Below are 23,503 nucleotides of genomic sequence, written 5' to 3'. Positions count from 1 at the left end.
GCGCCCGGGTCCGCGCCGGTCGCCGACAGGCCCGCGGCGGCGGCCACCGCCAGCAGCGCCACGGCCCCGGTCCCGGCCCCGGCCGCCATGAGCCTGCGCCGCCCGGCCTCCCCCGGCGACGCATTCTTGACCCACCGGTTCCAGCGGGCGGTGATTCCGGACGACGGCTTGGCGTGCCTGCCTCGGGCGTGTTTGGGGGGAGCTGAGGTCACGGCCAGCACTTTACTGCGCCTTTGCCGTACGTTAGCCCCAGTTCGGACAACCGGAACCCGCCGGGCCAGCGCCCCCATCCCGGGACGGCGGTGGCACTCTCACCATCAGGGGAGGTTCGCGACGAGCTCCGCGACGGGCAGGCGGCGCCCGGTGTAGAAGGGGACCTCCTCGCGGACGTGCCGCCGGGCCTCCGAGCCCCGCAGGTGCCGCATCAGGTCCACGATCCGGTGCAGCTCGTCGGCCTCGAACGCCAGCATCCACTCGTAGTCGCCCAGCGCGAACGACGCGACGGTGTTGGCCCGCACGTCGGGGTAGTCGCGCGCCATGTACCCGTGCTCGGCGAGCATCTTGCGGCGCTCCTCGTCGGGCAGCAGGTACCAGTCGTAGGACCGCACGAACGGGTACACGCACACGTACCCGCGCGCCTCCTCCTCGGCCAGGAACGCCGGGATGTGGCTCTTGTTGAACTCGGCGGGCCGGTGCAGCGCCATCTGCGACCACACCGGCTCGCTGGCGCGGCCCACGGCCGTGCGGCGGAACCGGCTGTAGGCGTCCTGCAGGTCGTCGGAGCTCGGCGCGTGCCACCAGACCATGTAGTCGGCGTCGGCGCGCAGGCCCTGCACGTCGTACACGCCGCGGACGACGACGTCCTTCTCGGCCACCTGGTGGAACAGGTCCTGGACCTCGGCCGCGTCCCCCTCGGTGATCCGCCCGGTGTCCCGCACCCGGAACACCGACCACATCGTGTAGCGGATGACCTGGTTGAGGTCGCGGGCCTTCGGCCGCTGCTTGTCAGCCGCCGGCTTCCCGGCGGGCTTCTCCGTCGCTCCCATGCCTCAATTCTCCCCGACCCCCCAGGTGGTCCAGCACCCGGGTGGCCGCGGCGCGCGCCGAGGCGATACAGGCCGGGACGCCGAGGCCGTCGTAGGCGGCCCCGGCGACGGTCAGGCCGGGCTGCGCGGCGACGGCGGCGCGGACGCGGGCGACGCGGTCGGCGTGGCCCACGTTGTACTGCGGCAGGCCGCCGCCCCAGCGCGTCACGCGGGTCTCCACCGGCAGTTCGGCGACGCGGGCGGTCACGGCCAGCTCGGTCATGGCGGCGGCCGTCAGCTCCTCGTCGGAGCGCTGGAGGGTGTGCTCCTCGCCGTAGCGGCCGATCGAGCAGCGCACCGCCAGCAGCTCCGGGGCGCGGTCGCGCAGGTGTGGCCACTTCACCGAGCTGAACGTGACCGCCTTCACGTCCCGGCCCTCCACGGCGGGCACCAGGTAGCCGCTGCCGCGCGGCAGGCGCGGGAAGGCGGTGGCCGGGTACACCAGCGTGACGATCGCCATGCTGGCGTAGTCGATGCGGGCCAGCTCGCGGGCGGCGGCGGGGACCTCCTCCGACAGCAGCCGGGCGGCGGGCGCGGCGGGCACCGCGACGACCACGGCGTCGGCGTCGACGTGTTCGGGGTCGCGGGCCGAGCCGACCGTCAGCCGCCAGCCGTCCGGGGTGCGGCGCAGCTCGCGGACCGTCGCGCCGGTCCGCACGGCGCCCCCGGCGGCCTCGACGTCGGCGGCGACCAGGTGCGGCAGCGTGCCGAGGCCGCCCGGCAGGGTCGCGAACACCGGCCCGGGGTCGGCGGGCGCGGCGGCGCGGATGCCCCGCACGGCGTTGATCAGCGACCGGTGGCCGCGCGCGGCGGTCGCCACGGCGGGCAGCGTCGCCTCGAACGAGAGCTGTTCGGCCCGCCCGGCGTACACGCCGCCCAGCAGCGGCTCGACCAAGCGGTCCACGACCTCGCGGCCCATCCGCGCGCCGATGAAGTCGGCCACCGACACGTCCGCGCCGCGCCGGGTCTCGGGCAGCACCAGGTCCAGCGGGACGCGGGCGAGCCCGGCCGGGGACAGCACCTGCGCGGAGGCCAGCGCCCGCAGGTCCGACGGCACGCCCATGACCTGCCCGGACGGCAGCCTGCGCAGCGCGCCGTGGCTGAGGATCGCCGAGGAGGTGGTGCCGGGGTTGACCAGGTCGTCGCCGTGGCCCAGCTCGCGGACCAGGTCCAGGGCCTCGGGGCGGCGGGCCAGCATCGACTCGGCGCCCTCGTCCACCGGCAGCCCGCCGACCTCGCTGACCTGGAGTTTCCCTCCGACGCGCGGCGACCCCTCCAGCACCGTCACCCGTACCCCGCCGCGGGCCAGCAGCCGCGCGGCGGCCAGCCCGGCGATGCCGCCGCCGATCACGACGACGTGGCCGGAGGCGTGCGGGGAGGTGGGTGGGAAGGTGGGCGCGGAGGTCATGCCTCCACCATGGCAGACGGGTCCCCCGGACCGGTAAACGGGTCGCCGTGACCCGTCCGCGCCCCTACCGTGCCCGGATCGCGACCGGCGCCCAGGAACGGTGACCTGCGCCACACCGTCGAACCGCCATGCGGACCGCGACCAAGACCATGACCATCCCGGGTGTGCTGCTGGCCCTGCTGCTGGCGGCCCTGCTGGCCGCGTGCAGCGGCGGCGGGGACTCGGCCTCCTCCGGGGCCCGGGCCCGCCCCGAGGCCCCGCGGACGGACGGCGGCGGGGCCGCGACCGGGCGGCCGGCGGCCGCGCCGGCGCGTTCGATCATCCACCGGGCCCAGCTCCGGGTCCGCGCCCCCGACGTGGACGCCGCCTCCGCCCGGGCCAAGCAGCTCACCGCGGCGGCGGGCGGCTACGTGGCCGACGAGCGGACCTCCACCCGCCCGGCGTCGGCGACCCTCACCCTCAGGATCCCCTCCGACCGGTATCCGGCGACCCTCGACCAGCTCGCCGCGCAGCTCGGCACCCGGCTGTCGCTGAGCCGGCAGTCCGAGGACGTCACCGGCGAGGTCGCCGACGTCGACAGCCGGGTGCGGTCGGCGCGCTCCACGCTCGACTCGTTCCGCAGGCTGCTCGGCCGGGCCGGCTCGATCGACGAGGTGATCAGGGTCGAGAAGGAGATCGCCGAACGCCAGGCCGACCTGGAGGCGCTCCAGGCCCGGCAGAAGGCGCTGCGGCAGGGCACCGGCCACGCCACCGTGACCGTCGAGATCGGCACGCCGCCCAGCACGCCGGTCGCCGAGCCCGACCGCAGGGGCTTCGTCGGCGGGCTGACGACCGGCTGGAACGCGTTCACCGCGTTCGTGTCGGCGGCGGCGACCGTGCTGGGCGTGCTGCTGCCGTTCCTGCTGCCGGTCGCGGTGGTCGGCGTCCCGGCGCGGATCCTGTGGCGGCGGACGCGGGCCCGGCGGTCGGCCGGGCCCGGGCGGGACGGCTAGCGGGCGCTCGCCTCGTGGACGAAGTCGGCGAGGCGGGCCAGCATGTCGGGGTCGGTGGAGGGCAGCACGCCGTGGCCGAGGTTGAACACGTGGCCCTCGGCGGTGCGTCCCCGGTCCAGCACGTCGCGGGCGCGGCGCTCCACGACCTCCCACGGCGCGAACAGCACCGCCGGGTCCAGGTTGCCCTGCAGGGCCTTGCCCGGCGGGACGCGCCGCACGGCCTCGTCCAGCGGCACCCGCCAGTCCACGCCGACCACGTCCGCGCCCGCCTCGCCCATCAGGCCCAGCAGCTCGCCGGTGCCGACGCCGAAGTGGATCCGCGGCACGCCCAGGTCGGCGACCTCGTCGAAGATGCGGCCGGTGTGCGGCAGCACCGACTCGCGGTAGTCCTGCGGGGCGACCGCGCCCACCCAGGAGTCGAACAGCTGGACCGCGCTGGCCCCGGCGGCGACCTGCACCTTCAGGAACGCGATCGTGATGTCGGCCAGCCGCTCCATCAGCGCGTGCCACAGCTCCGGCTCCCCGTACATGAGGGCCTTGGTGTGGTCGTGGTTCTTGGAGGGGCCGCCCTCGATCAGGTAGGAGGCCAGGGTGAACGGCGCGCCCGCGAACCCGATCAGCGGGGTGGACCCGAGCTCGCCCACCAGCCCGCCGACCGCCTCGGTGACGTAGGGCACGTCGTCCGGCTCCAGCGGGCGCAGCGTCGCCAGCCCGGCGGCGTCGCGGATCGGGTCGGCGATCACCGGGCCGACGCCGGGCTTGATGTCCAGGTCGATCCCGATCGCCTTGAGCGGCACCATGATGTCGCTGAAGAAGATCGCCGCGTCGACCGCGTACCGCCGCACCGGCTGCATCGTGATCTCGACGATCATGTCGGGCCGGGTGCAGGACTCCAGCATCGCCACGCCCTCGCGGACCCGCAGGTACTCCGGCAGCGACCGGCCCGCCTGCCGCATGAACCACACCGGGGTGTGCGGCACCGGCTGCCGCCGGCACGCGCGCAGGAACGGACTCCCGGCGAGTCCGGCGGATTCGTCTCGGCCCACGGTCGGCCCCTCAGCGTCAACAGCCACCCCACGATGGTCCCACGGTCACCCCCGTGGGGCGCACCGGCCCGGCCGGAGCGGCGGCGGAACGGGGCCGCCCCGCGTTTCCGAGAGTTCCCGAGTTCCGGACACGCCGAGCGAAGTCCCGCATTCTGTCACCGTCGCGTGCCAACGTGATCCGTGTCATAGCCGAGGGAGGTTCCGTGTACTGCTCCGCCTGCGGCGACGAACGCGTCTTCGAGCGGCCGCCCTGCCCCGACGGGCACGGCGCCGACTGCCCGGAGTGGATCTGCACCGACTGCGGCGCCGCCGTCCTGGTCGACCAGGGACCGGTGCGCGCCGCCTCCTCCCCTCGCCCGTCCCTGCCCACCACCCCCGCGTCCGGCCGGACCGCCGCCCGGCGGCCCCTCGCCTGACCGGCCGGATCTTGAGACGAAACCCTGTGCTGTGCCTGCATCCCCGCCCCCTCCCCCCGTCCTCGCGACCCGCCCGCCCCGCGCCCCGCGCCCTCCGGCCGGGCCGCCGATGATCCCCGAGCCGTTCGCGCGCGCCCGCGACACGCTGCGCGCCATCCTCGACGGCCCTCCGCTGCGCCCCGAGCTGGAGCTGGAGGACATGCCCGCGCCGCAGCGGCTGGCGCCCTACGCCGCCGCGCTGTCGGCCACCGTCTACCGCGAGGGGACCGGGCCGGGCGGCGACGGCACCGAGGAGACCGAGGTCGCCTCCGGGCGGCTGATCGTGCTCTACGACCCCGAGGGCCGGTCCGGCTGGACCGGCGGTTTCCGGATCGTCGCCTACATCCGCGCCGACCTGGACCCCGAGATCGCCGCCGATGAGCTGATCGGCTCGGTGGCCTGGTCCTGGCTGCTGGAGGCGCTGGAGCCCGCCGGGTACACCGGCGAGTCCGGGACGATCACCCGCGCGGTGTCGGAGTCGTTCGGCGACAAGGCCGGCGAGCCGCCCTCCACCGAGCTGGAGCTGCGCGCCTCCTGGTCCCCCGCCGCCGACGACCCGGCCGCCACGATCGCCGGGCACGTGGCCGCGTGGTGCGAGGTCATGGCCAGCACGGCGGGGCTCCCGCCGGTCGGCGTCAGCGTGCTGCCGGACCGCCCCGGCGGCGCCGGCCGCTGAGCGACGTACGGTAGGGAGCGTGGGTAGCACAGCGAAGGCGGCAGGGGAGAGCGCGCAGAACGTGGAAGTGTCCGACACGGCGGACCCGCCGCAGGAGGCCCCGCCACAGGGGGCCCCGGGGCAGGAGGTCCCGCAGCAGGAGGCGGCGTCCGCCGCGACGCCGTTGCTGGAACCGAGGGAGGGCGTGCCTCCGGTCGTGACGACGCCCGCGGAGCTGGACCGGGTGGTCGCCGCGTTCGCCGCGGGCACCGGCCCGGTCGCTGTGGACGCCGAGCGCGCCTCGGGCTACCGGTACGGGCAGCGCGCCTACCTGATCCAGTTGCGCCGGGCGGGCGCGGGCACCGCGTTGATCGACCCGGTGGCGGTGCCGGACCTGGCGGGGCTGGGCGCGGCGCTGGCCGACACCGAGATGGTGCTGCACGCCGCCAACCAGGACCTGCCCTGCCTGGCCGAGGTCGGGATCGTTCCACGCCGGCTGTTCGACACCGAGCTGGCGGGGCGGCTGCTGGGCTACCCGCGGGTGGGGCTCGGCTCGATGGTCGAGAACATCCTCGGGTTCTCCCTGGAGAAGGGCCACTCGGCGGCCGACTGGTCGACCCGGCCGCTGCCGGAGGACTGGCTGAAGTACGCGGCGCTGGACGTCGAGCTGCTGGTGGAGCTGCGCGACGCGCTCCACGAGAAGCTGGTGGAGACCGGCAAGCTGGACTGGGCGCTGGAGGAGTTCGCGGCGATCCTGGCGACGCCGCCCAAGCCGCCGCGCGCCGACCCGTGGCGGCGCACCTCGGGCATCCACCGCGTCCGCAACCGGCGCGGCCTGGCGGTCGTCCGGGAGCTCTGGCTGACCCGCGACCGCATCGCCCGGGAACGCGACCTGTCCCCCGGCCGGGTCCTCCAGGACGCCGCGATCGTGGAGCTGGCGGTCCGGCAGCCCCGCTCCCCGGCCGACCTGACCGAGATCCCCGCCATGCGCAACCGGGGCGCGCGGCGGCACCAGACCGCCTGGCTGAAGGCCGTCGCGCGGGCCCGCGCGCTGCCCGACCGGGCGCTGCCGGAGGCGAACCTGCCCGGCGACGGCCCGCCGCCCGCGCACCGCTGGGCCGAGCGCGACCCCGCCGCCGCCGAACGCCTCAAGGCCGCCCGCGCGGTCGTCGCGGCGCTGGCCGACGAGCACTCGCTGCCGACCGAGAACCTGATGCAGCCCGACTCGGTGCGGCGGCTGGCCTGGTCGCCGCCGCCGGAGGTGTCGGCGGCCGCGGTCGGCGCGGCCCTGCGGGAGATGGGCGCGCGGCCCTGGCAGGTGGCGCTGGTGGCGACGCCGATCGCCAAGGCGTTCCTGCGGCTGGAGAGCAAGGACCTGGGCTGAGGACGGTCCGCCCGCGCCCCTCTGCCGGGCCTGTGGAGCCCTACAGGTCCGGCAGGGGGTCGCGCGGCAGGCTGTCGCGGTCGAAGACCTCGGCGTCGGCGGCGTTGACCACCGCGACGTACTCGTCGTCGATCTCGAAGCTCGCCCCGGCGAACTCGAACGACGCGCCGCCGCCGGTCTCCACCGGACCCAGCCGGGTCCCGCGCCGGTAGCTGCCCCAGACCGTCTTGGGACGGCTGCGGCTCAGCGAGCCGGTGGACAGCACCGTGATCTGGTCGTCGGTGACGACGAACAGGAAACCCGAACCGCCGCCGTAGGTGGTCGCGGGGAAGAGGTAACGGATCTCGTCCTCTAGCCCGAGGAACTCGCGGACCCGGTCGCGCACCGGACGTGGCACCGGCATGGTGTGGGGCACCTCCCCCGGAGGATTCGGTCAGCTTCGACCGAACCAATCATGCCCCGACCGGTCAGACCGTGACCAGTCCGTCAGACCGCCGCCAGCGCCACGGTCGGCGCCAGCCGCGCCGCCCGCACCGCCGGGTACAGCCCCGCCACCACGCCGATCGCGACGGTCGCGGCGAGCGCCCCGCCGGGGGCCCACGGCGGCACGACCGGCGGCCACCCCCGGTACACCGCGAACGCGACGGTCACCGCCGCGCCGAGCAGCACCCCGGCGATGCCGCCGAGCCCCGACAGCAGCAGCGACTCGGCCAGGAACTGCGTGCGGACCTGGCCCCGCGTCGCGCCCAGGGCCCGGCGCAGCCCGATCTCCCGGCGGCGTTCCAGCACCGACACGACCATGGTGTTGGCGACGCCGACGCCGCCGACCAGCAGCGCGACCGCGCCCAGCCCGAGCAGCAGGCCGGTGAACGCGCCCGCCGCCGCGGCCTTGGCCGCCAGCGCGTCCGACGGCCGGGACACCTCGACCTCCTGGGGGTTCTCGGGGTTGACGGTGGCGGCCAGCACCGCGCGCACGTCCTCGACGGCGTCGTCGGCGGACCGTTCGTAGATGGTCGTGGGATGGCCCTCGAACCCCAGGTACCTCTTGGCGGCCTCCCAGCCGACCAGCGCGGACCGGTCGATCTCGGGGGCGAGCTCGGCGGTGCCGAGGACGCCGAGGACGGTGAACCAGCGCCCGCCGAGCCACACCTGGGTCCCGGGACGTTCCACGCCGAGCCGCCTGGCGGCCTCCGCGCCCAGCACGACGCCGGGGTGGCGGGAGTTGGCGGCGTTCAGCCAGGTGCCGTTGCGCATGCCGACGCCCAGCGTGCGGGGCAGGTCCTCGGTCGCGGCCTGGACGGCGATCCCGCCGGTGACGGACGCGGGGATGCGGTCGGTGCGCCGGACGGTCGCCTCGACGCTCCCGGTCGCGCCGACCGCCGTGACCGGCCCGATCCGGGCGACCATGGCCGGGGCCTTCTCGGGCAGCTTGGCGTCCTCCCCGAACAGGGTGTCGCCCGGCTTGACGGTCAGCAGGTTGGTGCCGAGCCGGTCCAGCCGCCGCAGCAGGTCGGCCTCGCTGGAGGAGGAGATCCCGATGACCGCGACCATGGTGGCGATGCCGATCGCGATCCCCAGCGCCGACAGCAGCGCCCGGGTGGGGCGCGCCCGCAGGCCCGCCAGCCCGACCCGCAGCACGTCGCGCCAGGTCATCCGTGCGGGGTTCATCGCGCCCCCACCTCCGTCCGGTCGCCGGCCCGCTCGTCGGCGACGATCAGTCCGTCGCGCACCCGGACCCGGCGCGGCGCGTGCGCGGCGACCTCGCCGTCATGGGTGATGATCGCGACGGTGGTGCCGGCCGCGTGCAGGTCGTCCAGCAGCCCGAGCACCTCGGCCCCCGACGCGCTGTCGAGGTTGCCGGTGGGCTCGTCGGCCAGCAGGAGGTCGGGTTCCCCGACCACGGCCCGCGCGACGGCGACGCGCTGCTGCTCGCCGCCGGACATCTGGTGGGGCCGGTGCCCCTTGCGGTGGCCGAGGCCGACCCGCTCCAGCGCCGCCGCCGCGCGTTCCCGGCGCTCCCGCGGCGGAACGCCCGCGTACAGCAGCCCGTCGGCGACGTTGTCCAGGGCGCTGACCCCGACGGCCAGGTGGAACTGCTGGAACACGAACCCGATGTGCCGGGCCCGCAGCGCCGACAGGGCCCGGTCGCCGAGCGCCCCGCCGGTCCCGTCGGCCACGGTGTGCCCGGCGATCCGCACGACGCCCGAGGTGGGCCGGTCCAGGGTGCCCACGATGTGCAGCAGCGTGGACTTGCCCGATCCCGACGGCCCCACGATCGCGACCATCTCCCCGGCCCGCACCGCCAGGTCCACCCCGCGCAGCGCCTCGACGCCCCCGTAGCTGCGGGTCACCCCGGCCAGTTCGACGATGCCGTCCTTCATTCCGCGGGCACCCCGACCTTCATGCCCTCGCGGAGGTCGCCTCCGCTGACCTCCACCCGTCCGCCGCCGAACACGCCGGTGGTGACGGGCACGATCCGCTTGGCCGCGCCCTCGACGACCTCGACGCCGAAGCCTCCCTCGCGCAGCGCGAGCAGCGCCTCCAGCGGCACCGACAGCACGTTCCGGCGGCGTTCGCTCTCCATGGTCACGCTCACCGGGGCCTGGTCGAGGTTCCCGGTCCGCGCGTTGCGGTCGAGGGTGATCTCGACGTCGATCGTGGTGGACTGGTCCTGCTGGTCGCCGCTCTTCTCGGCGACCGTCCCGATCTCGCTGATCCGCCCCTTGACGGTCCGGCCGCCGGGCAGCTCCACGGTGACCGGCGCACCCTTGCGGGCCATCTGCTGCTTGTCGGCGTCGAGGTCGACGTGCACCTGCCGCCGCGTTCCGCTGACGGTCAGGACGGGCTGCCCGGCCCCCGTGCGGGCGCCCTCGGGGGCCTTGACGGTCTTGACCCGCACGGCGCCCGGCAGGAACACGACCTGCGCGGGCGTGACGGCGCCGGTCTCCGCCAGGCCCCGGTCGTCCTGCCACTCCCGGACGGCGTCGGCGGTGACGGCGGTGAACTCGTCGTCCACCGTCAGGTCCTCGCCGTACCCGAGCGCGGCGAGGTTCTTCTCCAGCTGCCGCACGTCGGCGCCCTCCACCCCCTCCCGGAGGGTCCGGTACATGGGGGTGGAGCCGTACATCAGCGTGACGGGCTTGCCGTCGACCTTCAGCAGGGTCCTCCCCCGCGCGATGGCGTCGCCCTTGTCCGGCGCGGCGGTCACGGTCCCCGACGCGCCGGTGCGCACCTCGCTCTCCCCGTGGTAAGTGAGGGTGCCGTCCACGCTCTCGGTGTCGACGAGGTCCCCGCGTTCCACGGCCGCGGTCCCGGTCCGCATGGGCGCCTTGGCCTGCGGTTTCTCCCCGTCCCCCGCGAACGCGAACGCGGCCCCGCCCCCGGCGACGACGACCACGGCCGCCCCCACGACCACCGCGCGCCTCACCTCATCCGCCCGGGGGCCAGGTGCTGGCACGCCTTCTGCGCCTTCTCGGCGGTCGCGGGGTTGTCGCCGCGCTTCATCCGCAGCCGCATCCCCTCCCCCGGTTTGGGGTCGGGCATGTCGACGCCGTTCTGGCGCATGCACTGCGCGAACCTGACCATCTGGTCGTGCATCTTGGGGTCGTTGATGTCCGGCATCTCCCCGCCGGCCTTGAGGATCGGCTGGCACTTCTTCATGGCCGCCTCGGTCTTCCCCTCGTCCCCCTTCCGGCTCTTGATCTGCACGCCCCGCTCGCCGCTGGGGTCGGGCATGTCGACACCGTTCTGGCGCATGCACTGGGCGAACTTCAGCCGCGCGTCCTCCGGCTTGAGCGACGGCGACGCCGAGGCCCCCTTGCCCGGCCCCCCGGCACTGGCGACCCCGTCGCCGTCCTTCTTCCCACCACAGGCGGCGACCGAGGCCAACGCCACGACCCCCACGATCAACATCCGAACTCTCATGCGTCCCTCTCCGCCGAGACGGGTGCCCCGGCGAGAGCCATGAGATCCCCGGAGGGGTTAAACCTTGATTAGCTCGTGGCCCTGCCGGGCCGGAGGGTGGTCGCCAGGGGCCAGATCAGGCTGTAGACGAGGATCTTGGTGAGCGGGTTGAGCCAGACCAGGAGCGGGGCGCCCCGGTCAGGGCCGCCGACCAGCGCCACCAGGCCGAAGATCATGCCGGCGCTCACGGCGTAGGCCAGCAGGAACCGGAGCCAGGAGGTCCAGGCGTCCACCACGGCCGCGCGGCCGTGCGGGGCGGGGCGCGGCGCCGGTGCGGCCGCGCCGAAGCGGCGGGCGAACCTGGCGTCGGCCCAGCGGACGGTGCGGTGGCCGTAGACCACGGTGAGGCCGAGGTAGGCCGCCGACAGGCCGTGCCAGACGGTCGGCTCGGCGCCGTCCCTGATGCTCAGGACGGTGGCCCCCAGCAGGACGAGGTCGGTGAGCGGCACGCACGCCAGCAGCACGCCGCCCAGCGTCCGCCGGCCGGCGGCGTAGCGCGCGGCCAGGCCGCCGGCGAGGAAGACCCAGAACAGCACATCACAGGCGAGGATGACGGAGAGGATGGCGACGGCTCCCGGTGCGGCGGCTTGATCACCGTGATTCTGCACCGCCACCGGTGCCGCCCGTATCCGCCGCCGGGACCGGACCCTCGTACTGCTTTCGTAGGACCGTCCCCCACGGTCTAGGGGTGGTCGAGGCTCAGGGTGACGCCGAAGGTGGTCGGGGTGTTCTCGGTGGTGGTCAGGGGACGGGTGATCCTGGCGGTCTCCACGCAGACGAACCCGGTGTGGCCGTCGTCGGGCACGTCGGCCATCTCGGCGGAGAGCTTCGCGCCCGGGTTCCAGGCGACGGCGTCGCTGGCGTCGTGGTGGCGCACCCCGATGGTCCGGCCGAGGACCGGGTCGCGGACGAGGGCGACGTCCTGCGGGCGGGTGTAGATGCGGTCGACGTGGCCCGGGAACGTCAGGTCGCCCCGCTGGACGCCCTCCGCGCCGTCCCGCACCTTGTCGATGTAGTGGTCGCCCAGGCCGGAGACGCTCACCTGGCCGGCGGCCCCGACGCGGAAGTAGGAGTGCAGGGCGGCGGTGCTGGTGTGGTCGCCCTCGGCCGTCAGGGTGATCTCGCACTTTCGTCCCAGGGCGAAGCGGGCCGTCAGGGTGAAGTCGTGCGGCCACAGTTCGCGTGTCCGATCGTCGCTCCGCAGGGTGAGGGTCAGGTGGACGGCCTCGGCGGTCTCCTCGTGGGCGTCGAGCGTCCACGTGGTGATCCGGGCGAAGCCGTGGGACGGGCTGCTCACCGGGCCGAACCACGGCCAGCAGATCGGGACGCCGCCGCGCACGGCCTTCCCCGCGTGGAACGCGGAGGCGCCGCTCAGCCACAGCACGGGCTGCTCGCCCGCCGGCTGCCACGCGATGAGCTGGGCCCCCTGCAGGGTGAGGGCGGCTCTCGCCTCGGGGTGCTCGACCACGACCACCGGCAGGTCCGCCAGGCGGCGCAGGGTGAGGGAGGAGGACAGGCGCTCAAGGACCGGCAGGGAGAAGGCGTCCACGGTGTTTTCGGTCATCCGATGATTCTCCGCAGTCGGACGGGTCCGCGTCGAGCGAGGGTGGCGCGGCGTGGTGCAGAACTGCCAACTCCGGCGCCGTTCTCATGGTGATCAGTGCCGAAATTCACGGGGTTCGACGGTGGTTCGGCACGCGAGCTGGGCTGGTCCTCCCGGGGCGGGCCGACGGGGGGTTGCCGGGGGCCTGAACGCTGGCTTACCGTGTTCTCAATTTATAGGAAACCTTACTAATAGTTTCCGCTCGCGACTGACTCGGGGTTCGGGGGAGCACCACCGGTTTTCCCTACGCGCCACTGGAGTGGGTTTGCGCCGCCATCTCGCCCTCGCCCTTCTCGCCGTCCTGCTGTCCGCCCTCCTCGCGCCGGCCGGCGCCCGCGCCGACGCCGCGCCGACCGCGACGTTCACCAAGCCCACCGACTGGGGTTCGGGCTGGGAGGGCCGGTTCACCCTCACCAACGGGTCCGCCACCGCGATCAACGGCTGGCGGATCGAGTTCACCCTCCCGGCCGGGACCACCCTGGGCTCCTCCTGGGACGCCCAGCTCACCTCCGCCCCGCCCCGGTACACCTTCCGCAACCAGGGCTACAACGGCACGATCCCGCCCGGCGGCTCGGTCACGTTCGGGTTCCTGGGGAACGGGCCGGGCAGCCCGCAGGACTGCACCTTCAACGGCGCCCCCTGCACGGGTGCGCCCGGAGGGCTCGGCGCTCCCGGCGCTCCCACGGTCACCGCGCGGACGGACGCGTCGCTGACGCTGTCATGGACGGCGGGCAGCGGCTCCCCCAGCGGGTACCGCGTCTACGAGGGCTCCACGCTCCGGGCCACCGTCGGCGGCACCACCGCCACCCTGTCCGGGCTCGCGAAGTGCTCGACCCACACCTACACCGTCCGGGCCTACGACGCCGACGGCGAGTCCCCCGCAAGCACGGCCGTCACCGGCACCACCTCCGGCTGCGCGACCGGGCCGCTGCCCAGGCACTTCCTCACCGGCTACTGGCACAACTTCGAGAACGCCGCCCGCGAGCTGCGGTTGTCGGAGGTGCCGAACGAGTACGACCTGGTCGCCGTGTCGTTCGGCGAGGCCACCGCCAGGGCGGGCGAGGTCTCCTTCCGCGTCGACCCCGGCCTGTCGACCGCGCTCGGCGGCTACACCGACGCCCGGTTCAAGGCCGACGTGGCCGCGCTCAAGGCCAGGGGCAAGAAGGTCATCCTGTCGGTCGGCGGGGAGAAGGGCGCCATCCGGGTCGCCGACGCCGCCGCCGCGACGGCGTTCTCCACCAGCGTCCACGCGCTGATGGACGAGTACGGCTTCGACGGCGTCGACATCGACCTGGAGAACGGCCTCAACCCCACGTACATGGAACAGGCCCTGCGCCAGCTCCACGCCAGGACCGGGACCGGCCTCATCATCACGATGGCGCCGCAGACGATCGACATGCAGTCCACCGGCGGGTCCTACTTCCAGCTCGCGCTGAAGATCAAGGACATCCTCACCGTCGTCCACATGCAGTACTACAACTCCGGCGCGATGCTCGGCTGCGACCAGAAGGTGTACTCCCAGGGCAGCGTCGACTTCATGACCGCGCTGGCCTGCGTCCAGCTGGAGAACGGTCTGCGCCCCGACCAGGTGGCGCTGGGACTGCCCGCCGGGCCCGGGGCCGCCGGAGGCGGCGTCGTCGCGCCGTCGCTGGTCAACAACGCGCTGGACTGCCTGGCCAAGGGCACCTCGTGCGGCTCCTTCAAGCCCGCGCGCACCTATCCCGACATCCGCGGGGCGATGACGTGGTCCATCAACTGGGACGTCACCAACGGCGGCGGGTTCGCCCGCGCCGTCCGCCCGCACCTGGACACCCTGCCGTAGAGGAGCCGGTCATGCGCAGAATCTGGGTCCTGGCGGTCCTGGTCGCCGGGCTGCTGGTGGCGACCGGCCCGGCGCACGCGGAGAACGTGCTGTCCAACGGCGGGTTCGAGACCGGGTCGCTGTCCGGGTGGAGCTGCTCGGGCGGGTCGGTGGTGTCCTCGCCGGTGCGCACCGGATCGCACGCCCTCGCCGGAGGCGTCACCTCCGGCGACAACGCCAAGTGCACGCAGACGGTGAACGTGAAGCCCGGCACCGCCTACACGCTGTCGGCGTGGGTGCGCGGCAACTACGTCTACCTGGGCGTGACCGGCGGCTCGTCCACCTGGACGCCGTCGGCCGCCTCCTACACCAAGCTCACGCTCTCCTTCACCACCGCCGCCAACCAGACCTCGGCGCAGGTGTTCCTGCACGGCTGGTACGGCGCGGGCACCTACCACGCCGACGACGTCGAGCTGGACGGCCCCGGCGGCGGCCCCCAGCCGGGCGTCCCCGGCAAGCCCGGCACACCCCGCGCCACCACCGTCACCGACGACTCGGTCGCGTTGGCCTGGACGGCCGCGACCGGGACCGTGACCGGCTACCGCGTGTACGAGGGCTCCGGCGTCAAGGCCACGGTCACCGGCGCCAACGCCACGTTGTCGGGCCTGGCGGCGTGCAGCACCCACACCTACGCCGTCGCCGCCTACAACGACGCGGGCGAGTCGCCCAGGTCCGAACCCCTCACCGTCACCACCACCGGCTGCACCGACAGCGGCCTGCCCAAGCACGCCCTCATCGGCTACCTGCACGCCAGCTTCGCCAACGGCTCGGGCTACGTGCGGATGGCCGACGTTCCCCCGGCCTGGGACATCATCAACCTGGCGTTCGGCGAACCCACCTCGCCGACCTCCGGCGACATCCGCTTCGCGCCGTGCCCGGCGAGCGAGTGCCCGAACGTGGAGAGCGAGGCCGACCTCATCGCCGCGATCCGCGCCAAGCAGGCCCAGGGCAAGAAGGTCCTGATCTCGATCGGCGGCCAGAACGGGCAGGTGCGGCTCACCACCGCGGCCGCGCGCGACGCGTTCGTCCGGTCCGTCTCGTCGATCATCGACCGGTACGGGCTGGACGGCCTGGACGTGGACTTCGAGGGCCACTCGCTGTCGCTGGACCCCGGCGACACCGACTTCCGCAACCCCACCACCCCCGTCGTCGTCAACCTGATCTCGGCGTTGAGGACGCTCAAGGCCAGATACGGCGCGAAGTTCGTGCTGACGATGGCGCCCGAGACGTTCTTCGTCCAGGTCGGGCACCAGTTCTACGGCGGCGCCGGGGGCGGCGACCCGCGCACCGGCGCGTACCTGCCGGTGATCCACGCGATGCGCGACGCCCTGACGGTGCTGCACGTCCAGGACTACAACTCCGGCCCGGTGATGGGGCTGGACGGCCAGTACCACCAGATGGGCGGCGCGGACTTCCACATCGCGATGACCGACATGGTGAAGGCCGGGTTCCCGGTGGCGAACACCGGGCACACGTTCCCCGGCCTGCGCCCCGAGCAGATCGCGTTCGGCCTGCCCGCCGCCGTCAGCGCGGGCAACGGCCACACCCCGCCCGCGCAGGTGCACCAGGCCCTCAACTGCCTGGTCAAGGGACAGCAGTGCGGCTCCTACACCCTGCGCGGCGGCCCCTCCCCCGCGCTGCGCGGCCTGATGACCTGGTCCATCAACTGGGACCGCTACCACGGCTGGGAGTTCATGAACAGCCACGAGCCGTTCCTCAACGCCCTCCCCTGACCCCCGCCTCGCTCCCCCGAAGTAGGTGTTCGGCATGCGCCGACTGATCGGAGTCCTGCTCACCCTCGTCGTCGTCACGTCCCTCGCCACCGCTCCCGCCCGGGCCGCCGACCGGCTCACCGCCGTGTTCTCGCTGTCCGGCACCACCGGCAAGTACGTGGTCGGCAACCCCGGCACCGCCGCCGTCAGCGGCTGGACGCTCGTGTTCGAGCTGCCCGCCGGGGTGACCGCGGGCAACGCCCAGCACGCCGCCCTCACCCAGAACGGGACGCGGGTCACCCTCACCCCGGCCCACTACATCGACACCGTCCGCGCGGGCGGCAGCACCGAGCCCTACAGCCCGACGTTCTCGCTGAGCTCGGCCGTCCAGCCCACCAAGTGCACGCTGAACGGCGCCAACTGCGACGGCACCGGCGAACCGCCGCCCTCCTCGGCCGGGGTCACCGCCACCTACTCGGTCAGCGGCACGCGCGCCAGGTTCGTGGTCTCCAACAAGACCACCGCCGCGCTCAACGGCTGGTCGATCGTGTTCGACCTGCCCGACGGGGTCACCGCCTCCCAGGCCGACCACGGCTCCCTCACCCAGAGCGGACGCACCGTCACCCTCACGCCCGCCCACTACAACACCACCGTCGGCGCGGGAAGGACCACCGAGCCCTACAGCCCGACGTTCACCGTCAGCCGTTCCGGAGCCGAGCCCACGAGCTGCCGCGTCAACGACGCCAACTGCGACGGCTCCGCCGACAGGGCCCCCGGCGCGCCCACCGACCTGCGCTCCCCCGTGAAGACGACCAGAACGGTGTCCCTGACCTGGACCGCGGCCACCCCCGGCAGCCTCCCCGTCACCGCCTACGAGGTCTACAACGGTTCCGCCCTGGCCACCACCGTGCCCGAGACCGGCGCCACCGTCACCGGCCTGTCCCCGAACACCGAGTACACGTTCACGGTGAAGGCCCGCGACCGCAAGGGCGCCCTCTCCCCCGCCAGCGAACCCCTCAGGGTCAGGACCAACGACCCGGCCGACGACGCCCAGGCGCCCTCGGTCCCCGGCGGCCTGCGCGTCACCGGCAAGGACGCCTCCAGCGTCAAGCTCGCCTGGAACGCCTCCACCGACAACACCGGCGTGGCCAACTACGACGTCCTGCTGGACGGCAAGGTCGCCGCCACCGTCACCGGCACCACCGCGACGGTCGCGGGGCTGTCGCCCTCCACCGCCTACTCGTTCGCCGTCCGGGCCCGCGACCTGTACGACAACCTCTCGGCCGCCTCCCCGGCGGTCAGGGTGACCACCGACGACATCGTCACCGGCCACGCCCGCGTCGGATACTTCGTCCAGTGGGGCATCTACGGCCGCCAGTACTTCGTCCGCAACCTCGACACCACCGGGAACGCCGCCCGGCTGACCCACATCAACTACGCGTTCGGCAACATCCACCCGACCGAGCTGACCTGTCTCCAGGGCGTCACCAAGGGAACGACCTCCGACCCGCAGGATCCGAACCAGGGTGACGGGGCCGGGGACGCCGAGGCCGACTACGGGCGGCCGTTCAGCGCCGCCCAGTCGGTGGACGGGCAGGCCGACACCGGCTGGGAGAAGCTGCGCGGCAACTTCAACCAGCTCAGGAAGCTCAAGGCCAAGCACCCGCACCTGAAGGTGCTGATCTCCCTGGGCGGCTGGACCTACTCCAAGTACTTCTCCGACGTGGCCGCCACCGACGCCGCCCGCAAGAAGTTCGTCAGCTCCTGCATCGACGTCTACATCAAGGGCAACCTGCCGGTCTACAACGGCGCGGGCGGGCCGGGCTCGGCCGCCGGGGTCTTCGACGGCATCGACCTCGACTGGGAGTGGCCCGGCGCCGAGGGCCACCCGGGCAACCACGTCGGCCCGAACGACAAGGCCAACAACACCCTGCTGATCGCCGAGTTCCGCCGCCAGCTCGACGCGCTGACCAGGGAGACCGGCAGGCGCTACCAGCTCACCGCGTTCACCCCCGCCGACCCGGCGAAGATCGCCGCCGGCTGGGACCTGCCCCGGGTCGCCGAGCACCTGGACATCTTCAACGTCCAGGGCTACGACTTCCACGGCGCGGGCAGCGACAACTCCTGGGAGCCGAACCGCACCGGCCACCAGGGCAACCTGCACGCCGACGCCGACGACCCCTACCCGTTCCACTTCAGCGTCGAGAGCGCCGTGCGGACCTACCTGGACGCCGGCGTCCACCCCCGCAAGATCACCATCGGGCTGGCCTACTACGGGCGCGGCTGGCAGAACGTGGCCGACGGCGGCAGACGCGGCGAATGGCAGAGCGCGCGCGGCGCGGCCCCCGGCCAGTTCGCCGAGGAAGCCGGAACGCGCGGCTACGCCAACCTGCTGTCCGGCGTGCCCGGCTGCACGGTGGCGCACGACGAGCAGGCCGTCGCCACCTTCTGCTTCACCGGCGACAACGGCCAGTGGTGGAGCTTCGACGACCCCTGGTCGATCGGGAAGAAGACCGCCTGGCTGCGGAGCAAGGGCCTGCTCGGCGCCATGATCTGGGAGATGTCGGGCGACCCCGGCGTCCTCACCAGGGCCCTGGACGACGGGCTGCGGTAGCCCTCCCCGCGCGGGGCCGGTGCCAACCCGCCCACTCCCCGGCACCGGCCCCGTCCCCCTCGGCCATGGCCGAGGAGGACGGCGCCGCGGAGGTCACCGGGTCCTATCCCCGGCGCGGCTCGTAGGCGCGGGGCAGCCTCAGGTGGTTGGCGGCCATGACCCGGCGCAGGCGGTCGGGGTAGTCGGTGATGAGGCCGTCCACGCCGTCGTCGATGAGCTTCTGCATGGTGGGCTCGTCGTTCACGGTCCAGGGGATGACCTTCAGGCCCAGGCGGTGGGCGTCGGCGACCATCCTCCGCGTCACGTAGGGGCGGTAGCCGGGGTCGGTGACCTTGCCGTTCTGCGGGAAGCCGTGGACGGGCGAGAACGCGTCGGCCCCGAAGCCGCGGACCGCCTTCAGCGGGTCGCCGCCGAAGTCGTCGATGTCCAGGCCGCCGAGCCAGGGCGACGCGCCCGGCTGGCCGGTCTGCAGGAAGTCGTAGTTGGTGAGGGCGACCAGGGGCAGGCGCGGCTCCACCCGGCGCATCAGCATGAGCGCGCCCCAGTCGAAACTCTGGATCGTCACCTGGCGCAGCAGCCGGGCGCGGCGGACCTCCCCGGCCGTGACGCGGACGAACTGCTCGCGCGGCGCGGTCTCGTGCGGCGCCCCGGCCTCGACCTTGGTCTCGACGTTGAGCCTCACCCCGTACGCCCGGTACCGGTGGACCAGCCCGAACACCTCGCGCAGCAGCGGCATCCGCGCGCCCGGCGCCGCCCTCTGCCCGGGGTACTCGGCCAGCGTCTGCGAGCCGCAGTCCATCGTGCGCACCTGCGCCAGCGTCAGGGTGTTGATGTACTTGCCGACGTAGGGGAACTCGGGGTCGCCCGGCGTGGCCGGGGCGGTGTCCCGGCACTTGCGCGGATTGATCCGGCGGTCGTGGGTGACCACGGCCTGCCGGTCCTCGGTGATCTGCACGTCGAGCTCCAGCGTGCTGACGCCGAGCTCCAGCGCGTTGGCGAACGCGGGCAGGGTGCTCTCCACCACCAGCCCGAGCCCGCCCCGGTGCGCCTGGAGGTCGAAGGAACGCCGGTGCGCCGCGCTCGCCCCGTCCGCCGCGTGCGCCGGGACCGCCGCCATGACGGCCGTTCCCGCGAGCGCCGCGGCGACGGCCTGACGCCATCCGCTCATGAGGGGTACCCGCCCTTCCGTGATCGTTGCCCGGGCCACGATCCCGGCGGAAGGTGAGCCGCGGGCGAACCTCACGTGATCGTCCCCGGAACGGCCGCCGGACGCCGAGGGCGGAACGGCCTTCGGCCGCTTCCGGCCGCCGGGGCGTCAGGCCGCGCCGGAGTACAGGGCCGCCAGGAAGCGGACCAGCAGCGCCTCGCGGGTCTCGGGGGGCAGGGCGTCCAGGATCGCGTTGACGACGGCCATCTCCGGGTCGCCGCCGCCCGCCGGGTCCACGCCGACACCGGCGAGCAGCGCGGCGAAGTCGGCGTCGCCCATGGCGTCCAGGTCCATGGTGGCCAGCGCGTCGACCAGGTCGGCCGGGACGTCGGGCGGCCCGGCGGCGCGGGCGGCCGCGGCGGCGCCGGCCAGGGCCTCCAGCAGCGCGTCGATGTCGGTGACGCCGGTGAGGGTGAAGTGGAGGCTGGCGGGGACGCCCCGGTGGCTCGGCTGCGCCTGGAAGAACCAGCCCCGGGCGCGCGCCTGGTCGGCCAGCACGAACACGTCCAGCGCGGGGTCGTCGGAGGCGACGGCGACCAGCGGCACGGCGGGCTCGCCCAGCACGCGCAGCCCGGGGATGCCCGCCACCCCCGCGACCAGCGCGTCGGCGCAGCGCATCGCGGTCGCGGCCAGGTCCCGGTACCCCCGCGCGCCGACCGCGTTGAGGGTCGCCCAGGCCGCGGCCAGCGGGCCCGCGCTGCGGCTGCTCTGGACGGTCGCGTTGATGACGGGGTAGCCGGGCCACTCCGCCGAGGCGAAGTAGGCGTGCCGCCGCAGCGCCTCGTCGGCGTAGAGGACGACCGAGGCGCCCTTGGGGGCGTAGCCGTACTTGTGCAGGTCGCAGGAGATCGAGGTGACGCCGGGCACCGACAGGTCGAACGGCGGCACCGCGCGTCCGGTCTCGCGCAGCCACGGCAGGACCCAGCCGCCGACGCAGGCGTCCACATGGCACGGGACGCCGGCCTCGGCGGCGACGGCGGCGATCTCCGGGACCGGGTCGATGACGCCCTGGGGGTAGGACGGGGCCGAGGCGACGACCAGCGCGGTCCGGGGCGTCAGGGCGGCGCGCACCGCCTCCGGGCCCGCCCGGAACGTCACCGGGTCGACCGGGACGGGCACGGTCTCCAGGCCCAGGTAGTGCGCGGCCTTGTGGAACGCCGGGTGCGCCGTCACCGGCAGGACGAGCTGGGGCCTGCCGTCCACCGGGCGGACGTCGCGGGCGGACTTGACCGCCAGCATGATCGATTCGGTGCCGCCGCTGGTGAAGATGCCGGGGGTGGCCGGTCCGCCGCCCAGGCGTTCGGCGACGGCGGCGACGACCCGCCGTTCCAGCGCGACGATGCTGGGGAAGGCCGTGGGGTCCAGGCAGTTGACCTCCAGCATCTCCAGCTGGGCGGCGGCGGCCAGGTCGTGCACGGCGGCCCGCCCGGTGTCGTAGACGTAGGCGGTGACCCGGCCGCCGCGCACGGGCAGGTCCGCCTCGCGCAGGCGGGCCAGGTCGGCGAGGACGTCCGCGGCGGGGCGCCCCTGTTCGGGCAGCGCGTGTTCAGGTGGCATGGCGGCGGTGCTCTCCCGTGGGTCGGTGGGCGGCGAGGCGGCGGTAGGCCAGCAGCGGGGGAACGCTCAGCAGCAGGAGCGCGGCGGGCACGAGGGTGAACCCGGCGGTGAGACCGGCCAGGGCCGTGTCCGGCTGCCGCACGGGGGTGTCCAGGTCGGAGGAGCGGAACGACGTCACCGCCAGGACCAGCGCGAACACGCCGGGCCCGAGGGCCATCGCGCCGGTCTCGGCGGCCGTCCACAGCCCGGTGAACGCGCCGGACTGCGCGTGCCCGGTGCGGGCGGCGTCGGCGTGCACGGTCTCGGGCAGCAGCGACAGCGGCAGCAGCTGGACCGCCGCGTAGCAGACGCCGACCAGCGCGGTCAGCGCCAGCACCGGGACGACGGCCCCGGCGGTGACGGCGGGCCACAGCGCGGCGTCCGCCGCGGCGAACGCCGCCACCGCCGCCAGGTAGCAGCGGACCTGGCCGTGGCGGCGCGCCAGCATCCGCCACAGCGGGACGGCGACCGCGCTCGGCCCGACCAGGCACACGAACATCACCGAGGTCAGGCCGGGATCGTCCAGCCGGTAGGCCGCCGCGTAGGGCGCGCCGGCCAGCATGACCGCCACGGCCAGCGACTGCGCGGTGAACGCGCCGAGCAGCGCGAAGAACGGGCGGTTGCCGCGGGCGGTGCGCCACGCGGCGGCCGGGCCGAGCGGCCGCGGTCCCGGCCGCGACGGGATCCAGCGGGTGGCCAGCGCGGCGGCGGCCATCGCCGCGCCCATGACGAGGCCGACGACCACGCCCATCAGCGCGTATCCGGCGCGTCCTCCCCCGGCGGCGGCCGCCAGGGCGGGCGCCAGGCCGCCCGCCAGCAGGATGCCGGCGGTCAGGCAGACGACGCGCCACGCCATCGCGCGGCCGCGCTCGCCCGGCTCGTCGGAGATCTCGGCGGGCAGCGCCACGTACGGCACCTGGAAGCACGCGAACGCGGTCGCCGCCAGCAGGAACGTCACCCCCGCCCAGCCCGCCGCGAACCCCGGCGCGTCGACCGGGACGGCGAACATGGCGGCGAACGGCACCGGCAGCGCCACGGCCCCGGCCAGCAGCAGCCGGGTGCGCCGCCCGGTCCGCACCGCCTCCCGGTCGCTGACCGCGCCGACCAGCGGGTTCAGCAGCACGTCCCACGCCTTGGGCACGACGAGCACGGCGCCCGCGACGGCGGCGGAGACCCCCATGACGTCGGTGAGGTAGTAGAGGAGCAGCAGGCCGGGGACGGTCGAGAACACGCCGGTGCCGACCGAGCCGACGCCGTACCCCAGCAGCCGGCGGCGCGGCAGGGCCGCCGTCGCCCCGCCCGCCGTCACTCCACCGCCCCGTCCAGCCGCAGCCCGGCGGCGACCATGCGGCGCAGGTGGGAACGGAACCGGACCAGCGCGGCGGGGTCGTCGATCCGGCGCCGCCGCCCCGCGGCGTCCAGGACGCCGCCGCGGCAGAAGCCGTGGGTGCACCAGATGACGCTCCACACGACGTACTCCACGTCCACCTCGCCGCCGACCACCCCGCCGACCGCCTCGGTGACCAGGTCCATCAGGGACCGCACGTAGCGGCCCTCCAGGTCGGCGATGTCGGCGGCGTCCGACAGCCAGCGGCGCATCCACAGCGCGGGGATCTCGGGGTGGGCGACGCAGAAGTCGATGTAGCGGTCCAGGAGCCGCAGCACGCCGTCGGCGTCGGGGGTCAGCTCGGCGACGGCCGCCTCCAGCGCGGAGCGCTCCCGCTGGTGGGCGCGTTCCATGACGGCCAGGTACAGGTCGCGCTTGCCGCCCACGTGGTAGGCGACGGTGGCGATGTTGAGCCCGGCGGCCTCGGCGATCAGGCGGGTGGAGGCCCCGTCGTACCCCAGGTCGGCGAACAGCCGGGTGGCCGCGTCGAGGATGCGCTCGCGGCCGGAGTCGCTGGTCATGAAGGAACGCTAGA

At 74.4% G+C, this 23,503-nt stretch carries 22 protein-coding genes; 7 read left to right on the top strand and 15 right to left on the bottom strand.

Features of this window, described 5'->3' with window-relative positions:
- The 3 genes from AKI01S_RS50895 to hemG form a co-directional block, all read right to left on the bottom strand.
- A partial coding sequence (locus AKI01S_RS50895) for a hypothetical protein (protein WP_157420184.1) occupies positions 1–212 on the bottom strand: 212 nt, incomplete at its 3' end.
- A 105-nt stretch (positions 213–317) separates the two neighbouring features.
- The gene (hemQ, locus tag AKI01S_RS27600) at positions 318–1,046 is read right to left on the bottom strand and encodes a hydrogen peroxide-dependent heme synthase (RefSeq protein WP_067824323.1); all 729 of its coding nucleotides are present in this window, start codon (positions 1,044–1,046) and stop codon (positions 318–320) included.
- Positions 1,006–2,493, bottom strand: coding sequence for a protoporphyrinogen oxidase (gene hemG / locus AKI01S_RS27595; protein WP_067824321.1), 1,488 nt, complete (start codon positions 2,491–2,493; stop codon positions 1,006–1,008). Before hemG ends, hemQ begins: the two co-directional genes overlap by 41 nt.
- 128 nt (positions 2,494–2,621) lie before the next feature.
- On the opposite strand from hemG, the gene AKI01S_RS27590 reads away from it, so the two are divergent.
- On the top strand, positions 2,622–3,485 hold the full coding sequence (locus AKI01S_RS27590; protein WP_067824317.1) for a DUF4349 domain-containing protein: 864 nt from the start codon (positions 2,622–2,624) through the stop codon (positions 3,483–3,485).
- Here AKI01S_RS27590 and hemE read toward each other — a convergent pair.
- Entirely contained in the window at positions 3,482–4,489 is a 1,008-nt protein-coding gene (gene hemE, locus AKI01S_RS27585) for a uroporphyrinogen decarboxylase (RefSeq protein WP_281186149.1), read from the bottom strand. The two genes, AKI01S_RS27590 and hemE, sit on opposite strands and share 4 nt — an antisense overlap.
- A 245-nt stretch (positions 4,490–4,734) precedes the next feature.
- On the opposite strand from hemE, the gene AKI01S_RS27580 reads away from it, so the two are divergent.
- The 3 genes from AKI01S_RS27580 to AKI01S_RS27570 all read left to right on the top strand — a co-directional run bounded on the left by AKI01S_RS27580 (position 4,735) and on the right by AKI01S_RS27570 (position 7,025).
- A complete protein-coding gene (locus AKI01S_RS27580; protein WP_067824312.1) occupies positions 4,735–4,947 on the top strand; it encodes a hypothetical protein in 213 nt (70 codons plus the stop codon).
- A 109-nt stretch (positions 4,948–5,056) separates the two neighbouring features.
- Positions 5,057–5,662 carry a DUF3000 domain-containing protein gene (locus tag AKI01S_RS27575; protein WP_067824308.1) on the top strand — a complete coding sequence of 202 codons (606 nt, stop codon included), beginning with the start codon at positions 5,057–5,059 and terminating at the stop codon, positions 5,660–5,662.
- Positions 5,663–5,825: 163 nt separating this feature from the next.
- Positions 5,826–7,025, top strand: coding sequence for a ribonuclease D (locus tag AKI01S_RS27570; RefSeq protein WP_067824340.1), 1,200 nt, complete (start codon positions 5,826–5,828; stop codon positions 7,023–7,025).
- Between the two features lie 40 nt (positions 7,026–7,065).
- Here the strand turns inward: AKI01S_RS27570 and AKI01S_RS27565 are convergent, their stop codons facing one another.
- From AKI01S_RS27565 to AKI01S_RS27535, 7 genes are all read right to left on the bottom strand, one after another.
- Entirely contained in the window at positions 7,066–7,428 is a 363-nt protein-coding gene (locus tag AKI01S_RS27565; protein WP_067824304.1) for a hypothetical protein, read from the bottom strand.
- 83 nt (positions 7,429–7,511) lie between these two features.
- Positions 7,512–8,693, bottom strand: a complete 1,182-nt coding sequence (locus tag AKI01S_RS27560; RefSeq protein ID WP_067824301.1) for an ABC transporter permease — start codon at positions 8,691–8,693, stop codon at positions 7,512–7,514.
- Complete coding sequence (locus AKI01S_RS27555) at positions 8,690–9,406, bottom strand: ABC transporter ATP-binding protein (protein ID WP_067824295.1); 717 nt, start codon at positions 9,404–9,406, stop codon at positions 8,690–8,692. Before AKI01S_RS27555 ends, AKI01S_RS27560 begins: the two co-directional genes overlap by 4 nt.
- Entirely contained in the window at positions 9,403–10,440 is a 1,038-nt protein-coding gene (locus AKI01S_RS27550; RefSeq protein ID WP_084000305.1) for an efflux RND transporter periplasmic adaptor subunit, read from the bottom strand. The genes AKI01S_RS27555 and AKI01S_RS27550 overlap by 4 nt, the downstream gene beginning before the upstream one ends.
- Positions 10,441–10,448: 8 nt before the next feature.
- Positions 10,449–10,949: a hypothetical protein gene (locus AKI01S_RS27545; protein WP_067824287.1), complete on the bottom strand. Its 501-nt coding sequence runs from the start codon at positions 10,947–10,949 to the stop codon at positions 10,449–10,451.
- 68 nt (positions 10,950–11,017) lie between these two features.
- The gene (locus tag AKI01S_RS27540; RefSeq protein ID WP_084000304.1) at positions 11,018–11,524 is read right to left on the bottom strand and encodes a hypothetical protein; all 507 of its coding nucleotides are present in this window, start codon (positions 11,522–11,524) and stop codon (positions 11,018–11,020) included.
- Between the two features lie 146 nt (positions 11,525–11,670).
- Positions 11,671–12,552: a D-hexose-6-phosphate mutarotase gene (locus AKI01S_RS27535; RefSeq protein WP_067824285.1), complete on the bottom strand. Its 882-nt coding sequence runs from the start codon at positions 12,550–12,552 to the stop codon at positions 11,671–11,673.
- A gap of 304 nt (positions 12,553–12,856) precedes the next feature.
- Between AKI01S_RS27535 and AKI01S_RS50890 the strand changes: the two genes are divergently transcribed.
- From AKI01S_RS50890 to AKI01S_RS54360, 3 genes are read left to right on the top strand one after another with little or no spacing between them, the layout of a single operon-like run.
- Positions 12,857–14,413 (top strand): chitinase, encoded by a 1,557-nt coding sequence (locus AKI01S_RS50890; RefSeq protein ID WP_218009823.1) that lies wholly within the window; start codon positions 12,857–12,859, stop codon positions 14,411–14,413.
- Positions 14,414–14,424: 11 nt separating this feature from the next.
- Positions 14,425–16,185, top strand: a complete 1,761-nt coding sequence (locus tag AKI01S_RS27525; protein WP_067824282.1) for a chitinase — start codon at positions 14,425–14,427, stop codon at positions 16,183–16,185.
- Between the two features lie 34 nt (positions 16,186–16,219).
- Positions 16,220–18,778, top strand: a complete 2,559-nt coding sequence (locus AKI01S_RS54360) for a glycosyl hydrolase family 18 protein (protein ID WP_084000309.1) — start codon at positions 16,220–16,222, stop codon at positions 18,776–18,778.
- A gap of 103 nt (positions 18,779–18,881) precedes the next feature.
- Here the strand turns inward: AKI01S_RS54360 and AKI01S_RS27515 are convergent, their stop codons facing one another.
- The 4 genes from AKI01S_RS27515 to AKI01S_RS27500 form a co-directional block, all read right to left on the bottom strand.
- A complete protein-coding gene (locus AKI01S_RS27515; protein WP_067824278.1) occupies positions 18,882–19,946 on the bottom strand; it encodes a glycerophosphodiester phosphodiesterase family protein in 1,065 nt (354 codons plus the stop codon).
- Positions 19,947–20,093: 147 nt separating this feature from the next.
- Positions 20,094–21,542, bottom strand: a complete 1,449-nt coding sequence (locus AKI01S_RS27510) for a pyridoxal phosphate-dependent decarboxylase family protein (protein ID WP_067824275.1) — start codon at positions 21,540–21,542, stop codon at positions 20,094–20,096.
- A complete protein-coding gene (locus tag AKI01S_RS27505) occupies positions 21,532–22,890 on the bottom strand; it encodes an MFS transporter (protein ID WP_067824272.1) in 1,359 nt (452 codons plus the stop codon). Before AKI01S_RS27505 ends, AKI01S_RS27510 begins: the two co-directional genes overlap by 11 nt.
- Positions 22,887–23,489 carry a TetR/AcrR family transcriptional regulator gene (locus AKI01S_RS27500; protein ID WP_067824268.1) on the bottom strand — a complete coding sequence of 201 codons (603 nt, stop codon included), beginning with the start codon at positions 23,487–23,489 and terminating at the stop codon, positions 22,887–22,889. The genes AKI01S_RS27505 and AKI01S_RS27500 overlap by 4 nt, the downstream gene beginning before the upstream one ends.
- Positions 23,490–23,503: the final 14 nt, after the last annotated feature.

It is taken from the genome of Actinomadura kijaniata NBRC 14229, from assembly GCF_001552175.1.
GTDB classification, from domain to species: domain Bacteria; phylum Actinomycetota; class Actinomycetes; order Streptosporangiales; family Streptosporangiaceae; genus Spirillospora; species Spirillospora kijaniata.
Note: the sequence above shows the minus strand (reverse complement) of the source record. Positions and strands in the feature narration are given on the sequence as shown.